Source organism: Acidithiobacillus sp. 'AMD consortium' (assembly GCF_008926505.1).
In the GTDB taxonomy this organism is placed as follows: Bacteria; Pseudomonadota; Gammaproteobacteria; order Acidithiobacillales; family Acidithiobacillaceae; genus Acidithiobacillus; species Acidithiobacillus ferridurans.
Map to the genome: position 1 here is coordinate 2,699,362 of NZ_CP044411.1, position 17,727 is coordinate 2,717,088.

The 17,727-nt window shown below is 51.3% G+C and carries 13 protein-coding genes; 1 reads left to right on the forward strand and 12 read right to left on the reverse strand.

What is annotated here, in order from left to right; genetic code table 11:
* Nucleotides 1-58 precede the first annotated feature (58 nt).
* Nucleotides 59-1,228, forward strand: coding sequence for a glycosyltransferase family 4 protein (locus tag F6A13_RS14105; protein ID WP_151528390.1), 1,170 nt, complete (start codon nucleotides 59-61; stop codon nucleotides 1,226-1,228).
* A 208-nt stretch (nucleotides 1,229-1,436) separates the two neighbouring features.
* On the opposite strand, the gene F6A13_RS14110 is transcribed toward F6A13_RS14105, so the two are convergent.
* The 12 genes from F6A13_RS14110 to F6A13_RS14165 all read right to left on the reverse strand — a co-directional run bounded on the left by F6A13_RS14110 (nucleotide 1,437) and on the right by F6A13_RS14165 (nucleotide 17,586).
* Nucleotides 1,437-3,293, reverse strand: a complete 1,857-nt coding sequence (locus F6A13_RS14110) for an ABC transporter ATP-binding protein (RefSeq protein ID WP_151528391.1) — start codon at nucleotides 3,291-3,293, stop codon at nucleotides 1,437-1,439.
* Nucleotides 3,294-3,355: 62 nt separating this feature from the next.
* Nucleotides 3,356-3,793, reverse strand: coding sequence for a GNAT family N-acetyltransferase (locus F6A13_RS14115; RefSeq protein WP_151528392.1), 438 nt, complete (start codon nucleotides 3,791-3,793; stop codon nucleotides 3,356-3,358).
* A 23-nt stretch (nucleotides 3,794-3,816) separates the two neighbouring features.
* Nucleotides 3,817-5,448 (reverse strand): peptide ABC transporter substrate-binding protein, encoded by a 1,632-nt coding sequence (locus F6A13_RS14120; protein ID WP_151528393.1) that lies wholly within the window; start codon nucleotides 5,446-5,448, stop codon nucleotides 3,817-3,819.
* A gap of 16 nt (nucleotides 5,449-5,464) precedes the next feature.
* A complete protein-coding gene (locus tag F6A13_RS14125) occupies nucleotides 5,465-6,775 on the reverse strand; it encodes a metallopeptidase TldD-related protein (RefSeq protein WP_151528394.1) in 1,311 nt (436 codons plus the stop codon).
* Entirely contained in the window at nucleotides 6,772-8,229 is a 1,458-nt protein-coding gene (locus F6A13_RS14130) for a TldD/PmbA family protein (RefSeq protein ID WP_126604474.1), read from the reverse strand. The genes F6A13_RS14125 and F6A13_RS14130 overlap by 4 nt, the downstream gene beginning before the upstream one ends.
* Nucleotides 8,219-9,229 carry an ABC transporter ATP-binding protein gene (locus tag F6A13_RS14135; protein ID WP_126604475.1) on the reverse strand — a complete coding sequence of 337 codons (1,011 nt, stop codon included), beginning with the start codon at nucleotides 9,227-9,229 and terminating at the stop codon, nucleotides 8,219-8,221. The genes F6A13_RS14130 and F6A13_RS14135 overlap by 11 nt, the downstream gene beginning before the upstream one ends.
* Complete coding sequence (locus F6A13_RS14140) at nucleotides 9,226-10,293, reverse strand: ABC transporter ATP-binding protein (protein ID WP_126604476.1); 1,068 nt, start codon at nucleotides 10,291-10,293, stop codon at nucleotides 9,226-9,228. The genes F6A13_RS14135 and F6A13_RS14140 overlap by 4 nt, the downstream gene beginning before the upstream one ends.
* A gap of 1 nt (nucleotide 10,294) precedes the next feature.
* Nucleotides 10,295-11,206 carry an ABC transporter permease gene (locus F6A13_RS14145; protein WP_126604477.1) on the reverse strand — a complete coding sequence of 304 codons (912 nt, stop codon included), beginning with the start codon at nucleotides 11,204-11,206 and terminating at the stop codon, nucleotides 10,295-10,297.
* Nucleotides 11,199-12,161, reverse strand: a complete 963-nt coding sequence (locus F6A13_RS14150; protein WP_126604478.1) for an ABC transporter permease — start codon at nucleotides 12,159-12,161, stop codon at nucleotides 11,199-11,201. The genes F6A13_RS14145 and F6A13_RS14150 overlap by 8 nt, the downstream gene beginning before the upstream one ends.
* Nucleotides 12,162-12,203: 42 nt before the next feature.
* On the reverse strand, nucleotides 12,204-13,847 hold the full coding sequence (locus F6A13_RS14155; protein ID WP_126604479.1) for a peptide ABC transporter substrate-binding protein: 1,644 nt from the start codon (nucleotides 13,845-13,847) through the stop codon (nucleotides 12,204-12,206).
* The gene (locus F6A13_RS14160) at nucleotides 13,844-15,685 is read right to left on the reverse strand and encodes a DUF3857 domain-containing protein (protein ID WP_126604480.1); all 1,842 of its coding nucleotides are present in this window, start codon (nucleotides 15,683-15,685) and stop codon (nucleotides 13,844-13,846) included. Before F6A13_RS14160 ends, F6A13_RS14155 begins: the two co-directional genes overlap by 4 nt.
* Nucleotides 15,685-17,586, reverse strand: coding sequence for a DUF3857 domain-containing protein (locus F6A13_RS14165; RefSeq protein WP_225981858.1), 1,902 nt, complete (start codon nucleotides 17,584-17,586; stop codon nucleotides 15,685-15,687). Before F6A13_RS14165 ends, F6A13_RS14160 begins: the two co-directional genes overlap by 1 nt.
* Nucleotides 17,587-17,727: the final 141 nt, after the last annotated feature.

A 17,727-nucleotide genomic window follows, 5' to 3' on the forward strand; every position in this document is an offset into this window, starting at 1 on the left:
GTCTATCCTACTCGCGGCCTGACCAACGCAGGAGTGCTCCCTTGAGTGTTTGCGCCTTATGAACCAGGGTGACCGCCCCTTATTGATCGATGTCACGCGCTTGATAGGGCGGGCGCGTAAAAAGCGGATGCCCACCGGGGTGGATCGCGTCTGCCTGGCGTATATCGCCTTTTTTCACCATCGTGCCCAGGCCCTGATGCAACACGGAGCCATCGCCGTGGCGTTGTCGCCCACCGCGTCATCTGCCCTTTTCGCCTGGCTCCTGGCTTGGCGAGATGGCCAGCCGCATCCCACTCTGGGGACGACCATGGCCTGGCTGGCGAGGCTGCCTTTGCGCGCCGTGCCTATGGGAAGTTGGGTATTGAACATGGGGCACAGCGGCCTGGACCGGCGCGGCTACGGTGCATGGATGGCACGCAAACGGATTCGCTTGCTGGTAATGGCCCATGACCTGATCCCCCTCACCCACCCCCAGTTCTGCCGTCCAGGGGAAGATGGTCGGCATGCCGCGCGTGTGCGGGTGATCCTGCGTCATGCGGCGGGTGTCGTCAGCAATTCTCAGCACACGGCGCGCGTTTTACGACATTATGCCCAACAATGGGGCGTAACCCTGCCGCCCATCTCAGTGATTCCTCTGGGTGCCAATCATTTTCACCACGCCCCACCCTCTGCAATCCATGCCCCCTTGCCGGCGTCTTATTTCCTCATGGTGGGAACCATAGAACCGCGTAAGAATCATCAGTTTGCCCTGGATCTGTGGCGGGAGTGGAAAAGCCGCCGGACGGATGTTCCGTTGCTGGTGGTGATTGGCCAGGTGGGATGGATGTGCGGTGATATTCAGGAACAGTTCCGTGCAGACGCGGCCCTGAAGGATTCGGTGCGGGTGTTGCATCATTGCGGGAATGACTGTCTCCGGGCTTACCTGCAGGGCGCGCGTGCTTTATTGTTCCCTTCCCACGAGGAGGGTTACGGCCTGCCGCTGGTGGAGGCGTTGGCGGTGGGAATTCCCGTCATTGCCAGCCCGCTGCCCGTTTTCCGGGAGATCGCCGGAGACGTGCCCGATTATATCGAAACCTCGGACGCCTCGGCCTGGCTCGCCGCTTTGAGCGACTATAGCCGCCCCGATAGCCCCATGCGCCAGGGGCAACTGGAGCGCCTGCGGCATTTTTCGCCCCCTACCTGGGAGCAGCACTTTGAGCAGTTCACCGAGTTCATGAATCGCTTATGACCATTTCTTGAAACGTCTCTCCAATCTACTGGCTGAACTTTACCTATAAAGTATTGCGTGAAGCCGTGGTGCTTGGTATTGAAGACATCGAGGCCGGCCGTTACACCGCCATGAATTCGACTGCTGATTTGCGCGCCCACATCAGCACCTTGACCAACGAGGACCTATGCTGAGACTTTGAGCCTGGCAATTGCCTAAAATGCTCATATTAACGATTCATGGGCTTGCTTTGCCTAGTCCATAATTCTGCATAGTGTCCGTTGGCCTGCAATAATTGCTGGTGATTACCCATTTCAGTAACCTGCCCATTTGCCATCACAATAATACGATCAAAATGGGCAATCGTGGAAATACGATGCGCAATGGAAATTACCGTACGTCCGGCCATGAGAGCATCCAACTCATGTTGAATTTCCTGCTCAGTAACAGAATCCAGAGCGGAAGTCGCTTCATCCAGGATCAATATGGGCGCATTTTTGAGGAACACTCGGGCAATGGCGATACGTTGACGTTGCCCGCCCGAGAGCTTGATGCCGCGTTCGCCCACCTGCGCATCAAGACCAACCCTCCCGTAGGAATCCGCCAGATCCAGCACAAAAGTATCTGCTCGTGCCTTGCGCAAAGCTTCTTCAACTTCTTCCCGAGTGGCACTTTGCCGCCCATAACGCACATTATCGAGAATGGATCGGTGGAGTAGAGAAGTATCCTGAGAAACAACGCCGATATACTGGCGAAAACTTTCTTGCTGTAAGTCCCTGACGTCCTGACCATCAATCAGGATACGTCCCTCGTTCACATCGAAAAAGCGTAACAGCAAACTGACCAACGTAGATTTTCCGGACCCGGAAGGACCTACAATAGCTACTCGCTCGCCGGGGGCGATGGTAATGGACACATTATCAATGTGTTTGATTTCGTCTACTGTGCCGTGCCGCTGATGGTAGCCGAACGAGACCTTATCAAAATCAATGCGCCCGCCCTTGAAAACAAAGGGCTTGGCGGTAGGGGTATCGCCCATAATCCGAGGACGGTCTACAGAACGCATGCCATCCTGGACAGTGCCGATATTTTCGAAGATGGCGGAAAGATTATTCGCGACCCAGCCCGACATATTCGCAATCTGCCAAACCAATGGAATGGCCGTGACCAATATCCCGACAGATATAGTGCCTTCATGCCATAACCAGAGTCCAACACCAGTCGTCGCACTGAGCAATAGGGCGTTCAGCACGGTCAAGGACGTCATCCAGGTGGTGACCATGCGCAGTGACGCTTTGAATGCAGAAGTATGACTGGTCAGCGCATCACGCACAAACTGATCTTCATCTTCTGATTTGGCAAACAGTTTTACGGTATGAATATTAGTATAGCTATCCACAATCGCTCCCGTCAGACCTGATCTCGCCTTGGACAGCATATTGGATCGCTGGGTCAATCGTGGAATAAAAAACCACATCAATGAACCATAAAATAAAAACCACAAAGATACCGGTACTGAAAGCGTCCAGCTTTGCTGTGCAAGAATAATGATGGAGCTGATTCCATACGTCAGTAAGTACCAGACGGCAGTTAGTGTTGCAACCGTGCTCTCCCGTAAGGAAGGGCCTGTTTGCATAACTCTATTGGCAATACGTCCGGCAAAATCATTTTGGAAAAATCCCCAGCCTTGACGAATCAGACCACGATGATTCTGCCAACGGATCAAGTTGGTAAAATTTGCAGCAATCGTCTGGTTTGTCACCATGTCATGGAAAAAATGAATGAACGGACGCAGCACTATGATCACAAAAGCCATGATCAGGATAGCGTGAACTTCATTTAATGGTAGCGCATCAGACTTTGCATGAGACACGTATCCAGTAATTTTACCAATAAATAATGGAATAGAAAGATCAACAATAGCTGTCACAAAACCTGCAACAAACAGCAATATCATTGATCCTTTAACCTGAGAGACATAATTCCAATAAAAACTCCAGACAGATATTCTTTGATCATGATCTAAAATCTCATGGGTTTCGTGATCCCGAAATATGTCTATCATTTTTTCGAATGTCTTATACATTCTATTCACCCGGCTGATTTTAGCGGCTGCAATGGAAGAAACACTGCGTATAGAAGAAGACCTTACTTCACCATGGAGTAACGCATGGTGACATGATCAATCCCCGCTTCTTCAAAAATGCTTCCTTCTGCCTTATAACCCAACACACTGTAAAAGTTCTGGGCAGAAAGTTGGGCGTGACACCAGATTTCTGACAAGCCCGCATCTCTCGCACTCTGGTGAAGCCGCTCTACCAATTGACGACCCGCCCCCCGCCGCCGATAAGGTTGGATCACCGCCAAGCGGCCCATCTTACCCTCTAGTTCCAGATCCAGACGAACCGTTCCAATCGCAATGTCATCACAACGCGCAAGAAAATGCTGACAATACATATCCCTTTCGTCCATCTCTAGGTCCTCTGGTACGCCTTGTTCCCGAACAAACACGCGCACGCGCAACTCCTCAATGATCTCGCGTTCACGTATAAAGTCTGCAAGGTAAACTTCAAGATTGTCTGCCAAAAGACACCTATTCAGAAACTGGATCAGTGTAAGGACTGGGGGGTGCAATCTACAGAATAAACACCTTCCATCAACTGTGCGTGCGTCACGTTCTGAGCATATTTCACAACATACTCAGGATAAGGTAGGAAAATCACCGGTTGCTGAGAGTATGCATAATTCTCATACCTATCCAGAAAGCGGGCGCCATTTTTTTCTGTAGTGTCGTAAATCATCTTGTCCATCATTGGGTTACTATAATCCCCATAATTACCGCCTCCCCCGGTATTAAACAAACCATCACCGCTGGGGTAGTAATCCGGATCATAAGACCAGACGATCATGGAAGCATCCCACTTCCCGTGAGGGTGCAATTTAGCTAGTTCCAGATTGAACGGCACGACGCGCAGGCGCATATCTACACCAATAGCCTGCCAGTCTGCTTTCAACATTTCCGCGACCGCTATCAATGTCTGGCTGGTGTCAGGAACCATCATCGTAAACTGAAGACGCTGTCCATCATGCATCCGTATACCATCCGGCCCTGGTTCCCAGTCTGCCTCGGTCAGCAGCCGCTTTGCGGTGGAAGGATTGTAGGCAAGGGCGGGATTTGCCACGAGCTTCTTCATCTCAGGGGAAAGATAGGTATCTGGATTAGTGGGCACCGGATTAAAACTGGGTACGCCCAATCCATGAAATGCAATTTGGATAATCTGTGTCTGGTTGATTGCCAGAGCAAGTGCTTGGCGCACTTTTACGTTACGAAAAAAGGCCACCCGGGGATTAGTGAAATTCAGTGTCACATAATTAAAGCCATAGCCACCGTTACTGACACATGTTTTAAGATCTTTCACCATTCCGCGTGCTGCATACAGGTAATGCGGAATCATTCCTGCCTGAATGGTGCCTGTTCTCAGGGCCCAAAAAGCAGTGGAGTCGGAAGTATACATTTTAAAATGTAAGTGTTCCAAGGTAGCAGGTTTTCCAGAATAATGGGGATTCCGAATAAAACTGATTCCTCGGCCAAGGGTGAAATGTTGCAGCTTGTAAGGACCATCAACAACGGAAACCATGTCCGGGTTATCCTGAAGCTTAAACAGCGTATCAATGGAATACCGTTTCCAGCGCCATGCGGGTACCGGGAACAATTGTGATAATCCATTGAGCTCGAACCAGTCGGGATTCACACTGCGCTTGAGCGTTATTTGCAAAGTCAGCGGATTGATCACTTTTGCATGGACAATGATATCGGGAATACCGCCCATTCCCGCATTGGGGTAACGTGATCCGTATTCACGAATGAGCTTCAGGCAGGCCAGCGTATCTTCCGCCGTTACCGGCCTTCCGTCAGACCAGTACCAGTTTTTAAGATGAATGGTAAATTGCCGACGATCTGGCGATACGTTAATATTTTTGGCAATGGATTGCTGCCAGTTGATTTTCAGATTAGTACCAATCCACAAAAGAGGCCGAAACATCAAGCTGATTATCTGTGCATTGGCGCTGGAATCATTATTTACCACCGGCAGCAGCGAGTTGACATTCATGGGTGGAGACAAACCTACTGAGGTCACTGTAGTCATTGATGTGGCAGCGGTAACTGCGCTGCCAGGCAAAGCAAAACTGAACAAGACGATGCCAGCAAAAGCCGACAGCACGTGGGGGAGTCGATTCATATGTTAGATCATCATCCTATAGAGTTATTTTCAGCGCAGTCATCACCCCTGGCAGGCTGGAAGACCCCCAACCCCTTTGCCCATAGCTTTGGGTTTCGGGAATCTGGTGTACATGCATCCCAAGAGCTTCCAGATCCTCCCCCAACAACTGATAAATACTGGAGTCCATACGTACTGGTGATAGTGGTCCCACTAAGGCGCCTCCTTCTACCCAGAAGCAGTCATATCTTGTCATGGCTGTCAGCCGACAACTGGCGGGGTCAGAAATATTTGTATACCATATCCGCCCAATATAAAGTCCGGTGCCAATTCTTTGTAACACTTCGCTATCTGGCAAGTCACCTCCCCGCAGATAGAGAGCCGAAGGATATCCGCTGTCACTATTGATGGTCGTGTCAAACTCCTTCGCGGCACGGGGACTGCTTAAATGATGTCTAGCTAGTCCATCTTGAATAAGCGGCACTTCGCCTGGCAATAAAAACCCCTCACCCGTGAACGAGGGCACCTCGCCCATCTGCCTATTTTCATAGAGATGAATCCATTGGGACAATTGCTTTTCACCGTTGTATAACTTGTTTAGGGGGCTGCTGCCACTACGGATGGAATCTACGGAAAAGCCATTCCAGCTAATCGTGCTTAACAATTCTCCTAAAGCCTCTGCAGACAACCAGGCGCGGTAAATACCCGCCTTGATATTCACGGCAGGTTGCTGTAAGGCTTTCAGATCCTGAGACATGCCACTTATCAATGCCGGAATGTCCGCCAGATCAGGATCCCGTCGCACCCGCTTTACGGCATTGTAATCTGCATCAAAAAAGCTCACATCAATACTGCTGCCACCACCCCGATGAATCAGGCAATGACCAAGACTGCTGCAAACAGCAAGCACCTGTGGGCCGCTCAACACCAGACCCACGAGGTCTTGCTTCCCCGCCGATTCACAAAGGGTATTCACCAATGCATCAAAATGCATGGACCCATGGGCATTCCCGGTTTCCAGTTGCTCAGGTGTTTCATTCAGGGTTAGCCAGGGATCCTGAGGGACATACGGCAAATCTTCCCTTAGTGCCTGTACCAGACCACGAATCTGGTCTGGAGATGGTAAATCACCTTCTACGGACATACTGATCATAGATAGACCATTACTAAGGAATAAAGTCAGTTGTTCCTGAAATATGCCCCCGTTCTGGTTCACCCGCGCCTGGGTCAGGCGCGCATACTGGGTTTCTTCCTGGTAAACCTTGGCGTAAAGGCGCTCGTTACCTGAGACTAAAGCAGATAGAACGTCCGGTAAGGCTTTAATATAGTCATCTATCGTTGCCGTCATACATCACCACCAAAAGTTTCAATATTACGAAACAGACAAACCGGAGAGGCATGCCCCACTGTAATAGCCTGATTGGGCTCGCCCTTACCGCAATATGGTGTTCCCGCAATCTGGTAAGTGTCACGATTGCCAACCGCCGCCAAAGAATTCCAGAAATTCAAGGTGCGGCCTCGATAGTTGGGGTTTTTAACCCAACCCCCAAGCATGCCATTTTCGATACGCCGCCCCCACTCGCAGCCAAACTGAAACTTGTCGCGACGCTGGTCGATGGACCAGGAGCGATTCTCGTCCATCCAGATGCCTTTTTCGACCTGAGAAATCATTTCCTGAAAACTGCTATGCCCCGGCTGTAAATTGACGTTTGCCATTCGGTCAATAGGTGGACGCAGAGGATCGCAGACCCGCGCACAGGCTACGACTTCCATACCGGCTCTGGAGGCAGAACGAGCGCCACCCAAGGGTCTTTGCAAAATACCATTCTGGATCAGATAAATGGGCAAGGCTGGGGTACCTTCATCATCGTAGGCATATCCAGCAAGTTGTCCTTTTTCGGTGGGGTCAAATAATATATTCAGTAAGGGGGTACCATACCGAAGCGTGCCAAAGTCAGATTGCTTCACAAAACTCCAGCCCGCATAGTTTCGTTCATCTCCAAGAATACGGTCGAGCTCCAGTGGGTGGCCGATACTTTCATGAATCTGCAGCGTCATTTGCGCAGGAGATAAAACAACATCTGTCACTCCAGTCGGACACTCTGGTGCTTGCAACAGTTCCAGGGCTTCCGTCGCAATCCGCAGTGCAGTGTCCGGGGTAAAGTCCAGAGCCTTCAGCGTTTCTGCATTGAGCGATCCCTGCACATAAGGTCCATAACTACGCGACTGGGCCTCATGGCCATCGCTGGCAGTTGCTTCCATATGGGGAATGCACAACTGGGTTTCTTGAAACTGCTCTGCACCAGCGCTGTGCATAAAAAAACGATGTCGATCCATACTTGTCAGTACCACTTGACGGTCCCGGATGCGCTCGTCTGTTGCCATCGCAGCATCCAGTGCGCGCATATAATCAAAGCGCTCCTTTAAGGACATCCCTGCACCCGTGGGAGATTGCCATTGCCCCTTCTGAACTGCTGCAGGCCAACAGGCCGTTTCCATCAACCGGAATGCAGCCAGTGCCTCTGCGCGACTTTTCGCGCTTGCGATAGCGCGACGCAAGCCGCCTTCCGAAAGATCCGTGGTAGAGGCATAGCTGACATTATTTCCGGAACCCAGCGTGATCAGTGCTGCTTTTAATACTTCTCGATCGGGCGCGTCAGCAACCCCTCTGCGCACGGAAGTCGTGAGTTGGGAGCGTTCCTCAATCAATACTGACCAATAACGAAACGCACGCAATAAATCGGCAGCCCTATAGGCAGTAACACGCATATGTTCCACAATCATTGGCCCACTATTCAGCATGAACAGCCTCCTTCATCGGATAAACATCCCGTAACGGAAAGTGACAAGCCACCTGATGTCCTGATCCGACCGAGTTAAGCGAAGGCCTGTCACTACTGCAGATGGCCTCAGCTTGCGGACAACGGGTATGAAAGGCGCAGCCTGATGGCAGATTTACCGGTGAGGGCGGGTCACCGACCGGCTCCGGTAGATGTGGCCGCTCCCTCTGTCGGACCATGGGCGGCAGAGCATCCATCAACGACGCCGTATAAGGGTGTGCCGGGCTGGAGATGAGCGTGGCGGTGGGGGCGATTTCCACCACACGCCCCAGGTAAAGCACGATGACATTTTGCGCGAGATAAGAAATCGCACCCAGATCATGGCTGATGAACACATAACTGAGGCCCATCTCCTTCTGTAGGTCCCGCAACAGATTCAGAATGCGCGCCTGCATGGAAACATCCAGTCCCGAGGTAGGTTCATCCAGCACCAACAGCTGTGGCTCCGTAGTGAGCGCACGGGCAATGGCAATGCGCTGGCGTTGCCCACCCGAATATTGCCCCGGGTAGCGGTTCATGGCACGCCGGTCCAGTCCCATTCGCTCCAGCAATGCCTCTGCCTTCTGCCACCGTTCACCGGGCGTGCCGATGCCCTGCAGTAACAAAGGCTCCATAATGATTTGTCCGACCGTCATGCGCGCATTCATGGAATCAAAGGGGTCCTGAAAAACCATCTGCATCTGCTGACGATAGGGACGCATCTGTTTTTCAGGGAGGGCCGTCAGATTGGTTCCTTTGAAATAAACCGCTCCGGCACTGGGACGTACCAGATGCAAGATAGCGCGGCCCAGTGTGCTCTTCCCGGAACCGGACTCGCCAATCAAACCCACCGTCTGCCCTTGTTCCAGACCAAAATGGATATCACTCAGCGCATGAATGGTGCCCTGGCTCTGGCGGAGCAGCCCGCCCTCACCCAGGTGAAAACGCACATCCAGATTTTTCACTTCCAACCAGGCGCTCATGCGGCACCCCCGACCGGATGAATACAGTAAAAATGATGGTCGTCACCGCTACGCGGTGGATAGGCCGTCAGACATTCCGGAGTCATTGCCGGGCAACGTTCGGCAAAGCGGCAACCTACTGGAAACTCCTGAGGGCGCGGTGGGATGCCGTCAATATCGGTTAGTCGTTCTTCGTTGTTGACCAGGCGGGGAATGGCGTGAAGTAATGCCTGGCTGTAGGGGTGTCGGGGCGCACTAAAAAAAGCCTCTGCAGGCCCCTGCTCCACCGTCTTTCCCGCATAAAGCACCATGACTTTCTGGGCATACTCGGCGACCAGGGACAGATCATGGGTAATGAAAATCACGGCCATCCCCTGCTCTTTTTGCAGGCGTTGGATCAGGCGCAAAATCTGGGCCTGATTGATGACATCCAGGGCGGTGGTCGGCTCATCGGCAATCAGCAGTCGGGGTTTGCAGGCCAGTGCCATGGCAATCATTACCCGTTGCCGCATCCCCCCAGAGAACTGATGGGGATAATCATCCAGCCGTTTGGCCGCATCGGGAACCCCTACTTCCTGTAGCAAATACAGGGCATGTTTACGCGCCGCTGTTGGGGATGCGCCCAAATACAGTCGATAAGGCTCGGCAATTTGCTGGACAATGGTGAGACTGGGATTGAGGGATGACAAGGGGTTCTGGAAAATCATTCCGATTTCCCGGCCACGCGCCGTGCGCAGGGCGATATTGGATAAGCGGGTAATATCTGTGTCACCAAGCTGCACCGAACCCCTGCTGACTTTGCCACCCCAAGGCAGCAGACCCATGAGGGCTGCCGCAGTCATGGATTTGCCGGATCCCGATTCCCCCACCAGGCCCAGGGTCTCACCAGCGGCCACCTCGAAACTCAAGTCTTCAATGACGTTGAAGGCCTTGCGCCCGCGCCCGAAGGTCACGGTGAGATCACGGACCTGTAATCCGGCACCTGCCGAGGAGGGTGACGCAACCTGAAGATTTTGCACGCGGTCACTGCGCATGACGCTTTCGCGCAGCGGAATATGCGAACAATGAACGGCCTTTTCTGCCATCTTAGCGGCCCTCCAGACGGGCGAGGAGTCCTTGCCCCAGCACATTCATCGCCACAATCGCCAGAAAAATGGCCACACCCGGGAAAACAATCATCCACCATGGTCCGATAATCACCAACTGTAATCCATCATTCAGCAGTCCTCCCCAGGAAGCATGCGGCGGTTGTATCCCCAATCCCAGAAAAGACAAACCGGAAAGCGCCAGAATCAGATCCGCCACCATAAACGTGGCATTGACGATCAGAATCGGCAGCATGGAGCGCAGCAAATGGGTGCGAGCTATATAGAACGTACTGGCCCCAAACTGCCGGGCGGCCAGAACGTAGTCTTTTTCTTTGTAGGCCAGCGCCTCATTGCGCACGATCCGCGCCAGACCCGGCCAGGACAGACAACCCAGCACCAGGATCAGGCTCAAGGCATTGAGGGGGATGATGGCCGCGAAAAAAATCATCAACACGATGGCTGGCAGGGCGAGCAGAGCATCCAGTAAGCGCATCAGCACTTTGTCCAGCCAACGCGGGCTCATGGCGGCAATCATGCCGTAGATGATTCCCAATGAAATGGCTATCAGCGCACCTAACAGCCCTACCTCCAAAGTGGCCTGCCCACCATCCATCATTCGCGCCAGCAGGTTCCGGCCCAGATTGTCCGTGCCAAAAGGAAATTGCCAGGAGGGCGCCAGTAATAAATGATTGGCATGGATGGCCAGAGGGCTGAGCGGATACAGCACTGGGCCGAGCCAGGAAAAGAGCATCAAAAAAACAAATAAACCCAGTCCGGTCCAGGTCATGGGATGACTGTATTGTCCTACCCAATGCCGCAGGGAATCCGTCCAGAGCCGGGTAAACATGCCGGGAATGGGACGTGCCACCAGGCTGTTATTCACATTCATATCGGTCGGACTACTACTCATAGCGCACCCTTACGTCCAATATACTGTTGGTGAGATCGGCCGCCAGATTGCCGAGTATGGTCAACACCCCGATGAGCAGCACAATGGCAGACAGCGTGGGGTAATCCTGCTCCAGAGCTGAGCGCCATAATAACCAGCCCAATCCGGGATAGTTGAACACGCTCTCGGTCAGGATCCCGCCGACAAAAATTCCGGGGATCATCATGCCGATGACCGTGACCAGAGGCCGAATGGCGTTGCGCAGGACATGATTAACGGCGATACGCAGTGGCGGCACACCACGAGCTCGGGCGGTGCGGACATAATCCAGGCGATATTCACTCCGGGCCTGGTGCCCGAAATAGCGGGACAAACCGGCGGTCAGGGGCAAGGCAATGGTAATGGCCGGCAACACCATGTGGTGAAAATAACTGCCGATGTTCAGCACGCCACCGGCACTCTGATCACCGCCAATTCCACCAGGCGGAAACCAGCTGACATAAATGGCAAAAAACAGGATCAGCATGACTCCAATGAAAAAAGTAGGGATGGAGTACACAATGATCTGCCCGGCGCCGATGAGCACGCCGGGAGTACGCTCGGCCCAGTACCCCTGGAACATGCCGATGAGTACCGAAAAAAGAACGGCGATGACCGTAGCCAACACGTAAAGGATGATGGAGTTGGCCAGATAGGAGCCCATCAGAGAGGCAACGGGGGCATGCTGCGTAAAGGAATAACCCAGATTGCCTTCAAACAGATGCGCCCACCAGATGCCGTACTGCTGCCAGAGGGGATGATCCAGACCCATTTGTTTATTGAGCGCAGCAACAGCTTCCGGCGTTGCATGCATACCCAGAATACTGTAAGCAGGGCCACCGGGTGTCGCATGAATCAAAAAAAACACGATGGTAACCAATAAAAATAAGGATAAAACTGATGTCCCCAAACGATTGAGAATCATGCGTCGCATCATCACCAATTTCTCCTAAATCGCATTCCAGGGAAATAGAATCTGTTATTGATCATGGCTAACCCATAAAAACTGTGGATAAAAATTACCTCCCGGGGTGATAGCATGACTCACACCATGAATATTTTTAGCAGCCATCACAAATAATTTCATGTTAGGAAGAACAATAACAGGCTGCTGATCTGTAAAATAGTTTTGAAATTTATACAAGGCATCAAGCCCTGATGTAATTCTTATTCTATCCATCATTGCATCCATTTCTTTGTTGCAGTAATGATAACCATTCTGAACGCCGCCGCACTTAAAAATAGAACCACCAGTAGGATACGCAGTTTGCGACCAGGCTAGATAAACTGCCTGCCAGTTTTTGCTATGTGGATCGATCATTTTTTCGTAAAGTTCGTTGAAAGGCATTTCACGCATCCGCACTAAAATACCAACTTTGGCAAGCATCGTCGCCAACAAGGTGGGCCCACGAATCATGGATGGTGGAATATACAAAGTGAACGCCATTTTATGTCCATCTTTTTCACGGATACCATCAGGTCCACGATGCCAGCCGGCTTCCTTCAACAATTTATTGGCAAGCGCAGGGTCGTAAGCGCCATGTTTTAATAAGGCCTTGGCCTCCGGCGACAAATATACTGGAGGATTTCCCGGCACTAGACCATAAGCACGTGCACCATGACCAAAACCTAATACTTTGATCATCAAATCCTGATTGATTGCATGCATCATGGCTTGGCGCACCAACAAGCTATTCACAAATGCAATTTTTGGATTAGAAAAGTTAAACCCCAGATAATTGAATCCCCAGTTTGGTCCACTGATCGTCAATCGGTCATTAGTCAGTTGTTTACGTGCTGGATACAGAGGATCCGGCAAATTACCCAACTGAACCGTACCGCTCTTCAAGGCAAAAAACACGCTGGCATTCGAATTAAGAAAACGGAATATCAAGCGACTGATATGCGGCTTGTCAGGACCGCTGTACGCTAGATTCGGGACCATACTGGCATAGCGCCCCGCATGAAAGCTTTTCAGCCGAAAAGGCCCATCCACCACCGAAAAGAATTTGGGGTTAGTCATATTGTCATTCATCTGTTTGACTGTGTAACGCTGCCAGCTCTGAGCTGGATAAGGATAGAAATCACTCAATCCAGACAGTTCAAACCAGGTGGGATTGACTGAGCGGGTCGTAACCACCCGAAATGCGTACGGTCCAAGCACCGTAAATGAATGGATGTCCCCAGGAACTCCACCACTATCCCAACCGGGCCACAAGGGCCCTAACTTCATGAGCATGTGGTAGGTATAGGCGACATCGGCCGTAGTCACCGGAACCCCGTCGGACCATTTCCAGTGTCTGGACAAATAGACGGTAAAGCTACGATGCTTGGGACCCACCACAATTTTTTTCGCCACACTGAGCTTAAAATTGATCTTAAAATCACGGTTGACCCAGATTAGTGGCTGGTACATCAAATCTTCAGCCTCAGAATCATAAGCAGAAGAGGTAAGCAAAGGGTTGAAACCGTTCATAGCGGAAGGGGGAGCCAACCCTACTCCGGGAACGGTCACGATCGTGCCGCCATTCTGAATGTTGGGGCTGTCTGCCGCATGGGCGATAGCCCAGGTTCCTACCAAACTTAACACTAACAACGCCTCCTTCAACCTCTTTAGGTTCACGCCGACTTCTCCAGCACCAAAGCCTGGTGATCACTCTCCAGAGCCAGGGCAGCGATTTTGTGCAGTTCAGGAAACGCCTCAGGTGAAACAATGAAACGGTTGAGCACCAAAGATTTATTCTCCGTAAAAACACTGTTTTTGAATGCAAAAGAAACCTTATAGTCACCGACAGATGTCTTTAGACTCTCACTATCGGGCAGGTACAAGGGGCGGTACTCCTCAGGAATCTTGATTTTCAGTGTGAAATTGAGGTTGACCGGCGTGGTTAGGCTAGGCGTGCTTCGCTGGATACTGCTCGCAAAAAGGACCAACGCTGCAGAAATCTGATGCATTTCCGGCAAGGAAACCGAGAACATATTGCCTGGCACAAAGTCACCTGCCCTGTTTAAGCTCAAACGAATCCCGAACGGCTTTTCCAGGTCATCACGGTTCAAGAAAGCAACCGCATTCACATCACCCACATCGCCTTGTGCATAAAAAGCATCACGAATGACTTTTAGCAGTCGCCGGCCTGTGAGCCCGGATATCGCCGAGCGTTCTTGCTGAGCCATATAGCTCGAAGCCATTAGCTCTTCCGTACCAGACAGCTCAGAGCCCTTCAGCGTGAAATCATCCGTCTGGGACAAAAGGGGCACATTGACGTCTGGAGACGGCGTCATAGTCATTTCTGGATTTTTACCGGTAATTAGCACTGGCCGCCCAGCATCCTGAACTGGCAGCACGTCGGCTGAAGCATGGCGATAGGCCAAGTCCATAAAATGCTGCTCTTTGGGTAAATAAACCAGAAAATGATCAAAGGCAAAGGGATCTACACCCGGATATTCCTTGAACCGGGAAGTCTGGGAGATCATGGCAGGCACTGCCGCTATCCCCAAGGAGTGCAACATGGCACACATCAACGCTACTTTGGCATTACTGTCGCCTACGCCGCGCTGCAATGTCTCTTCGGCAGAAAGCGGTTTAAAACCCGCCGTTTCATAATTTACCGATACCCCGTGAATATTTTGCTGAATCCAATGGTAAATACTCGTGATGGCCGGCTCTCCACCATCTCCTTCAGCAATTTTTAAAGCATCTGCATGAATCGTTGGTGTTACCTCGGTGGAAGACGCGGCAAGCTGATTATAGGCATCAGCCAATGCCTTCCAGCTATCTGCCGTGGATAATACCGCCACCCCTGCATATTCAGAAAGAGCAGGAGTCCCAAGGGGTGGGACTAACACCTTATTCACGGCTCCCCTGAAGTCGGCTGAACCTGCTTGCCAGCCTTTGCCTGAACTGCTTTTATAGATTTTCAGGTGCGCATTTTCTCCATTATCCATGGCGATGCTGGCATTATTGACCAACACACTCGGGTCAAGTACCGCACTAAGGGCATATATCCCTGGCAAATATGGATGCGCGTACGTCAGATCATACTGAATATGGATAGCATCTCCAGGGGATACCGCAGGAAAGATAACACTTTCATTCACACCATCACTCAAAAATGGTGCGGAAATGGCACTGTGGGTGGATTGTTTAAAGATCTCTGAGGCTAGGACCGGATGGCGTGTCCCATCAGGGTCTTCTGTATAGGCAGTAATTACTTTCAGTTTTGCGAAATTGCCGGGATAAGCAATATTCACTTGGGATTGATTTTGCACCCCAGTGGCATTGAGCGGCTCCACGACGCGCACCACCTGCATGGTGAAGCTACCATTTTTATGAATTATCAATGAATTGTGAGCCAACAAAACGCGGTAACTGACCTGTGCGGGCGGGGTACTTGCTGCTGGAGCGTTATTGATGGCACAAAAGCTACAGAAGACGGCTAGCGCAATACCAACTTTAGTCATTATATGCGTTCCTCTTTTTTGCGGGCAAAAATCAGCGGGCTTTTCTGATCTGACAAATCTGCCAAAAGTAGTGCACGCAAAGCAGGGTATTGTTGAGGATTATAAACTACGCGATTCAGTTTTAGATCATAATGGACCAAGAGTACATCGTTATCATATCGAATTTCATAGGAGAATCTACCGGCCGCGTTGTGTACATCCTGATTGGAGGGCAAGAAGACCGCTTTATAATCCGAAGGAATATGTATTGTACTTGTCCAGCTCAGCCCGCCCAAATAAGTCTCTACACTGCGCTTTCGCGACTCCGGTCCAGCCACCTCAGCCAGGTATGAAATAGGGTTAGGTGTAGCCGCCAAGCTCGGCACCAGGAACGGTCCGGGTGGCACAGGAAAACTCAGATGGCTGCCCACCTTCGCAAAATCAGGCGTGGACCATTCCGCGTCAACCTGGAACGGCTTATCCAATACAGTAGGATCACCGGGAAAAAATGTACCAGTGCCCCCACCACTCGGAGCAAGGAGCATACTCATGACAGTGGCATAATGCGATGGTGGAACTGAAGCAAAAATCTCACGGTACGCCCACGCCCACCATCCTCTGCTGGTCATTTCTCCGGATCCACTCAGCGTACCATCCCTGTGCAGACGGAGCTTGGCCGTGTAAACAAAGTGGTTTTGCTCTGGCTCGGCACCAGGAGTCACTACAATCCGTGGATCTGGCCCGGTCACCAGCGCAGGTTTATGTCTCTCCCCTACGGCCAGTTGTCCCGGTGTTTCATATTGACCGGTACTATCCAGAAACAGATGTCTCTTAGGAGCATAATCAATAGCGTGATTAAACCAGAAGGGGGTCGGCAAAGGAGGAAGATTGTACACGTTGTTCCAATTCATAAGGACTGGAAATAGCTTAAATCCTTTGGCATTAAACAAGGCTTGCAACAATGTGGAATGCGCTTTGCAATCACCATAGCCTGTTTGCAGGGTTCTATTCGCTGCGATAGGAACGAAGCCGCCTACCCCCAGCTCCAGCCCCACGTATCGGATGTTTGCAGAATCCCAAGAAAACAAGGCCTTCTGTGCGCCCCAGCCAGCGCGTTTTCCAGCAGCCATATCCGCCACTTTCTGCACCAACGGGGTCACATCCGCCATTTTATCCGCTCTCACCCAGTAGGCGGTACCCACTGCCGCCCAACTTGGGAAACTGGTCACTTCAAATATCGGGCTGAACTGACGTTCTCCCACCGTCTCCATACCGGGATATTCAGCATGATGGATAGCCATGCGCGCATGGATTATTTCCTTACTGCCTTCTCTGGTATGAAGAATCTCCCAGCCGCCACGCTGAGCTGCCCGAAGATGCATAGAAACTGGAGCTTCTATTTTTATGGTTTCGTCTCGAACAGACGTGCTCTGAGGAATTTCCCAATAATTCGAGTACTCATTTGAAAAATACGGCTTAAAAAAATGCTTTTCCGTGACAACATGCAGTACATCACCGACAGCGAGTTGGGGCGGGACAATACTGAGCACTTTGGAATGACTATACATCGGTGCCCCTTGTGCCACCGGGACCGGCCGCACAAATATATTAGAATCAGGAACAATGATTTGCTTTCCAGATGGGGTCTCCACCCATGCTCTGACCACTTTAAAGCTTGAAAGCGCTGAAGAATAAGTCTCGCTGTAGGGGTTAATCTTACTTTCACCCTTGCGGTTAAGCAACTGGATACTTTGGCTAACCTGGTCCGTGTAAGTTCCAGTCGCGGCCACTTTAACCACCGCATGGTAAGACAATTGCCGAGTCATCGCACCACTGGAAACCGTATCAACCGGCATAAAACCTGCAGGGCTCGCTTCTGCGAAAAGTCCGCTGGCGCCCAGCAATAAGCCAAAAACACCCAAGGTAACATCTTTTCGTAAAAGATACCTATGCATTAGGTTCGCGACCTCTCAACATTGTCATGCGGGCACCTCCATCGGCGTCGGATGAAAGCATTTTCCGGTAAACCTGGCACCAAGCTTTTGCCACTAACAGAGCAAGGA

Bases quoted from the DNA above. Each gene is read 5' to 3' on its own strand.
- F6A13_RS14120 (WP_151528393.1), bottom strand. From the start codon at position 5,448: ATGAATCGACTCCCCCACGTGCTGTCGGCTTTTGCTGGCATCGTCTTG.
- F6A13_RS14150 (WP_126604478.1), bottom strand. From the start codon at position 12,161: ATGATGCGACGCATGATTCTCAATCGTTTGGGGACATCAGTTTTATCC.
- F6A13_RS14110 (WP_151528391.1), bottom strand. From the start codon at position 3,293: ATGTATAAGACATTCGAAAAAATGATAGACATATTTCGGGATCACGAA.
- F6A13_RS14160 (WP_126604480.1), bottom strand. From the start codon at position 15,685: ATGACTAAAGTTGGTATTGCGCTAGCCGTCTTCTGTAGCTTTTGTGCC.
- F6A13_RS14105 (WP_151528390.1), top strand. From the start codon at position 59: ATGAACCAGGGTGACCGCCCCTTATTGATCGATGTCACGCGCTTGATA.
- F6A13_RS14130 (WP_126604474.1), bottom strand. From the start codon at position 8,229: ATGCTGAATAGTGGGCCAATGATTGTGGAACATATGCGTGTTACTGCC.
- F6A13_RS14140 (WP_126604476.1), bottom strand. From the start codon at position 10,293: ATGGCAGAAAAGGCCGTTCATTGTTCGCATATTCCGCTGCGCGAAAGC.
- F6A13_RS14125 (WP_151528394.1), bottom strand. From the start codon at position 6,775: ATGACGGCAACGATAGATGACTATATTAAAGCCTTACCGGACGTTCTA.
- F6A13_RS14135 (WP_126604475.1), bottom strand. From the start codon at position 9,229: ATGAGCGCCTGGTTGGAAGTGAAAAATCTGGATGTGCGTTTTCACCTG.
- F6A13_RS14145 (WP_126604477.1), bottom strand. From the start codon at position 11,206: ATGAGTAGTAGTCCGACCGATATGAATGTGAATAACAGCCTGGTGGCA.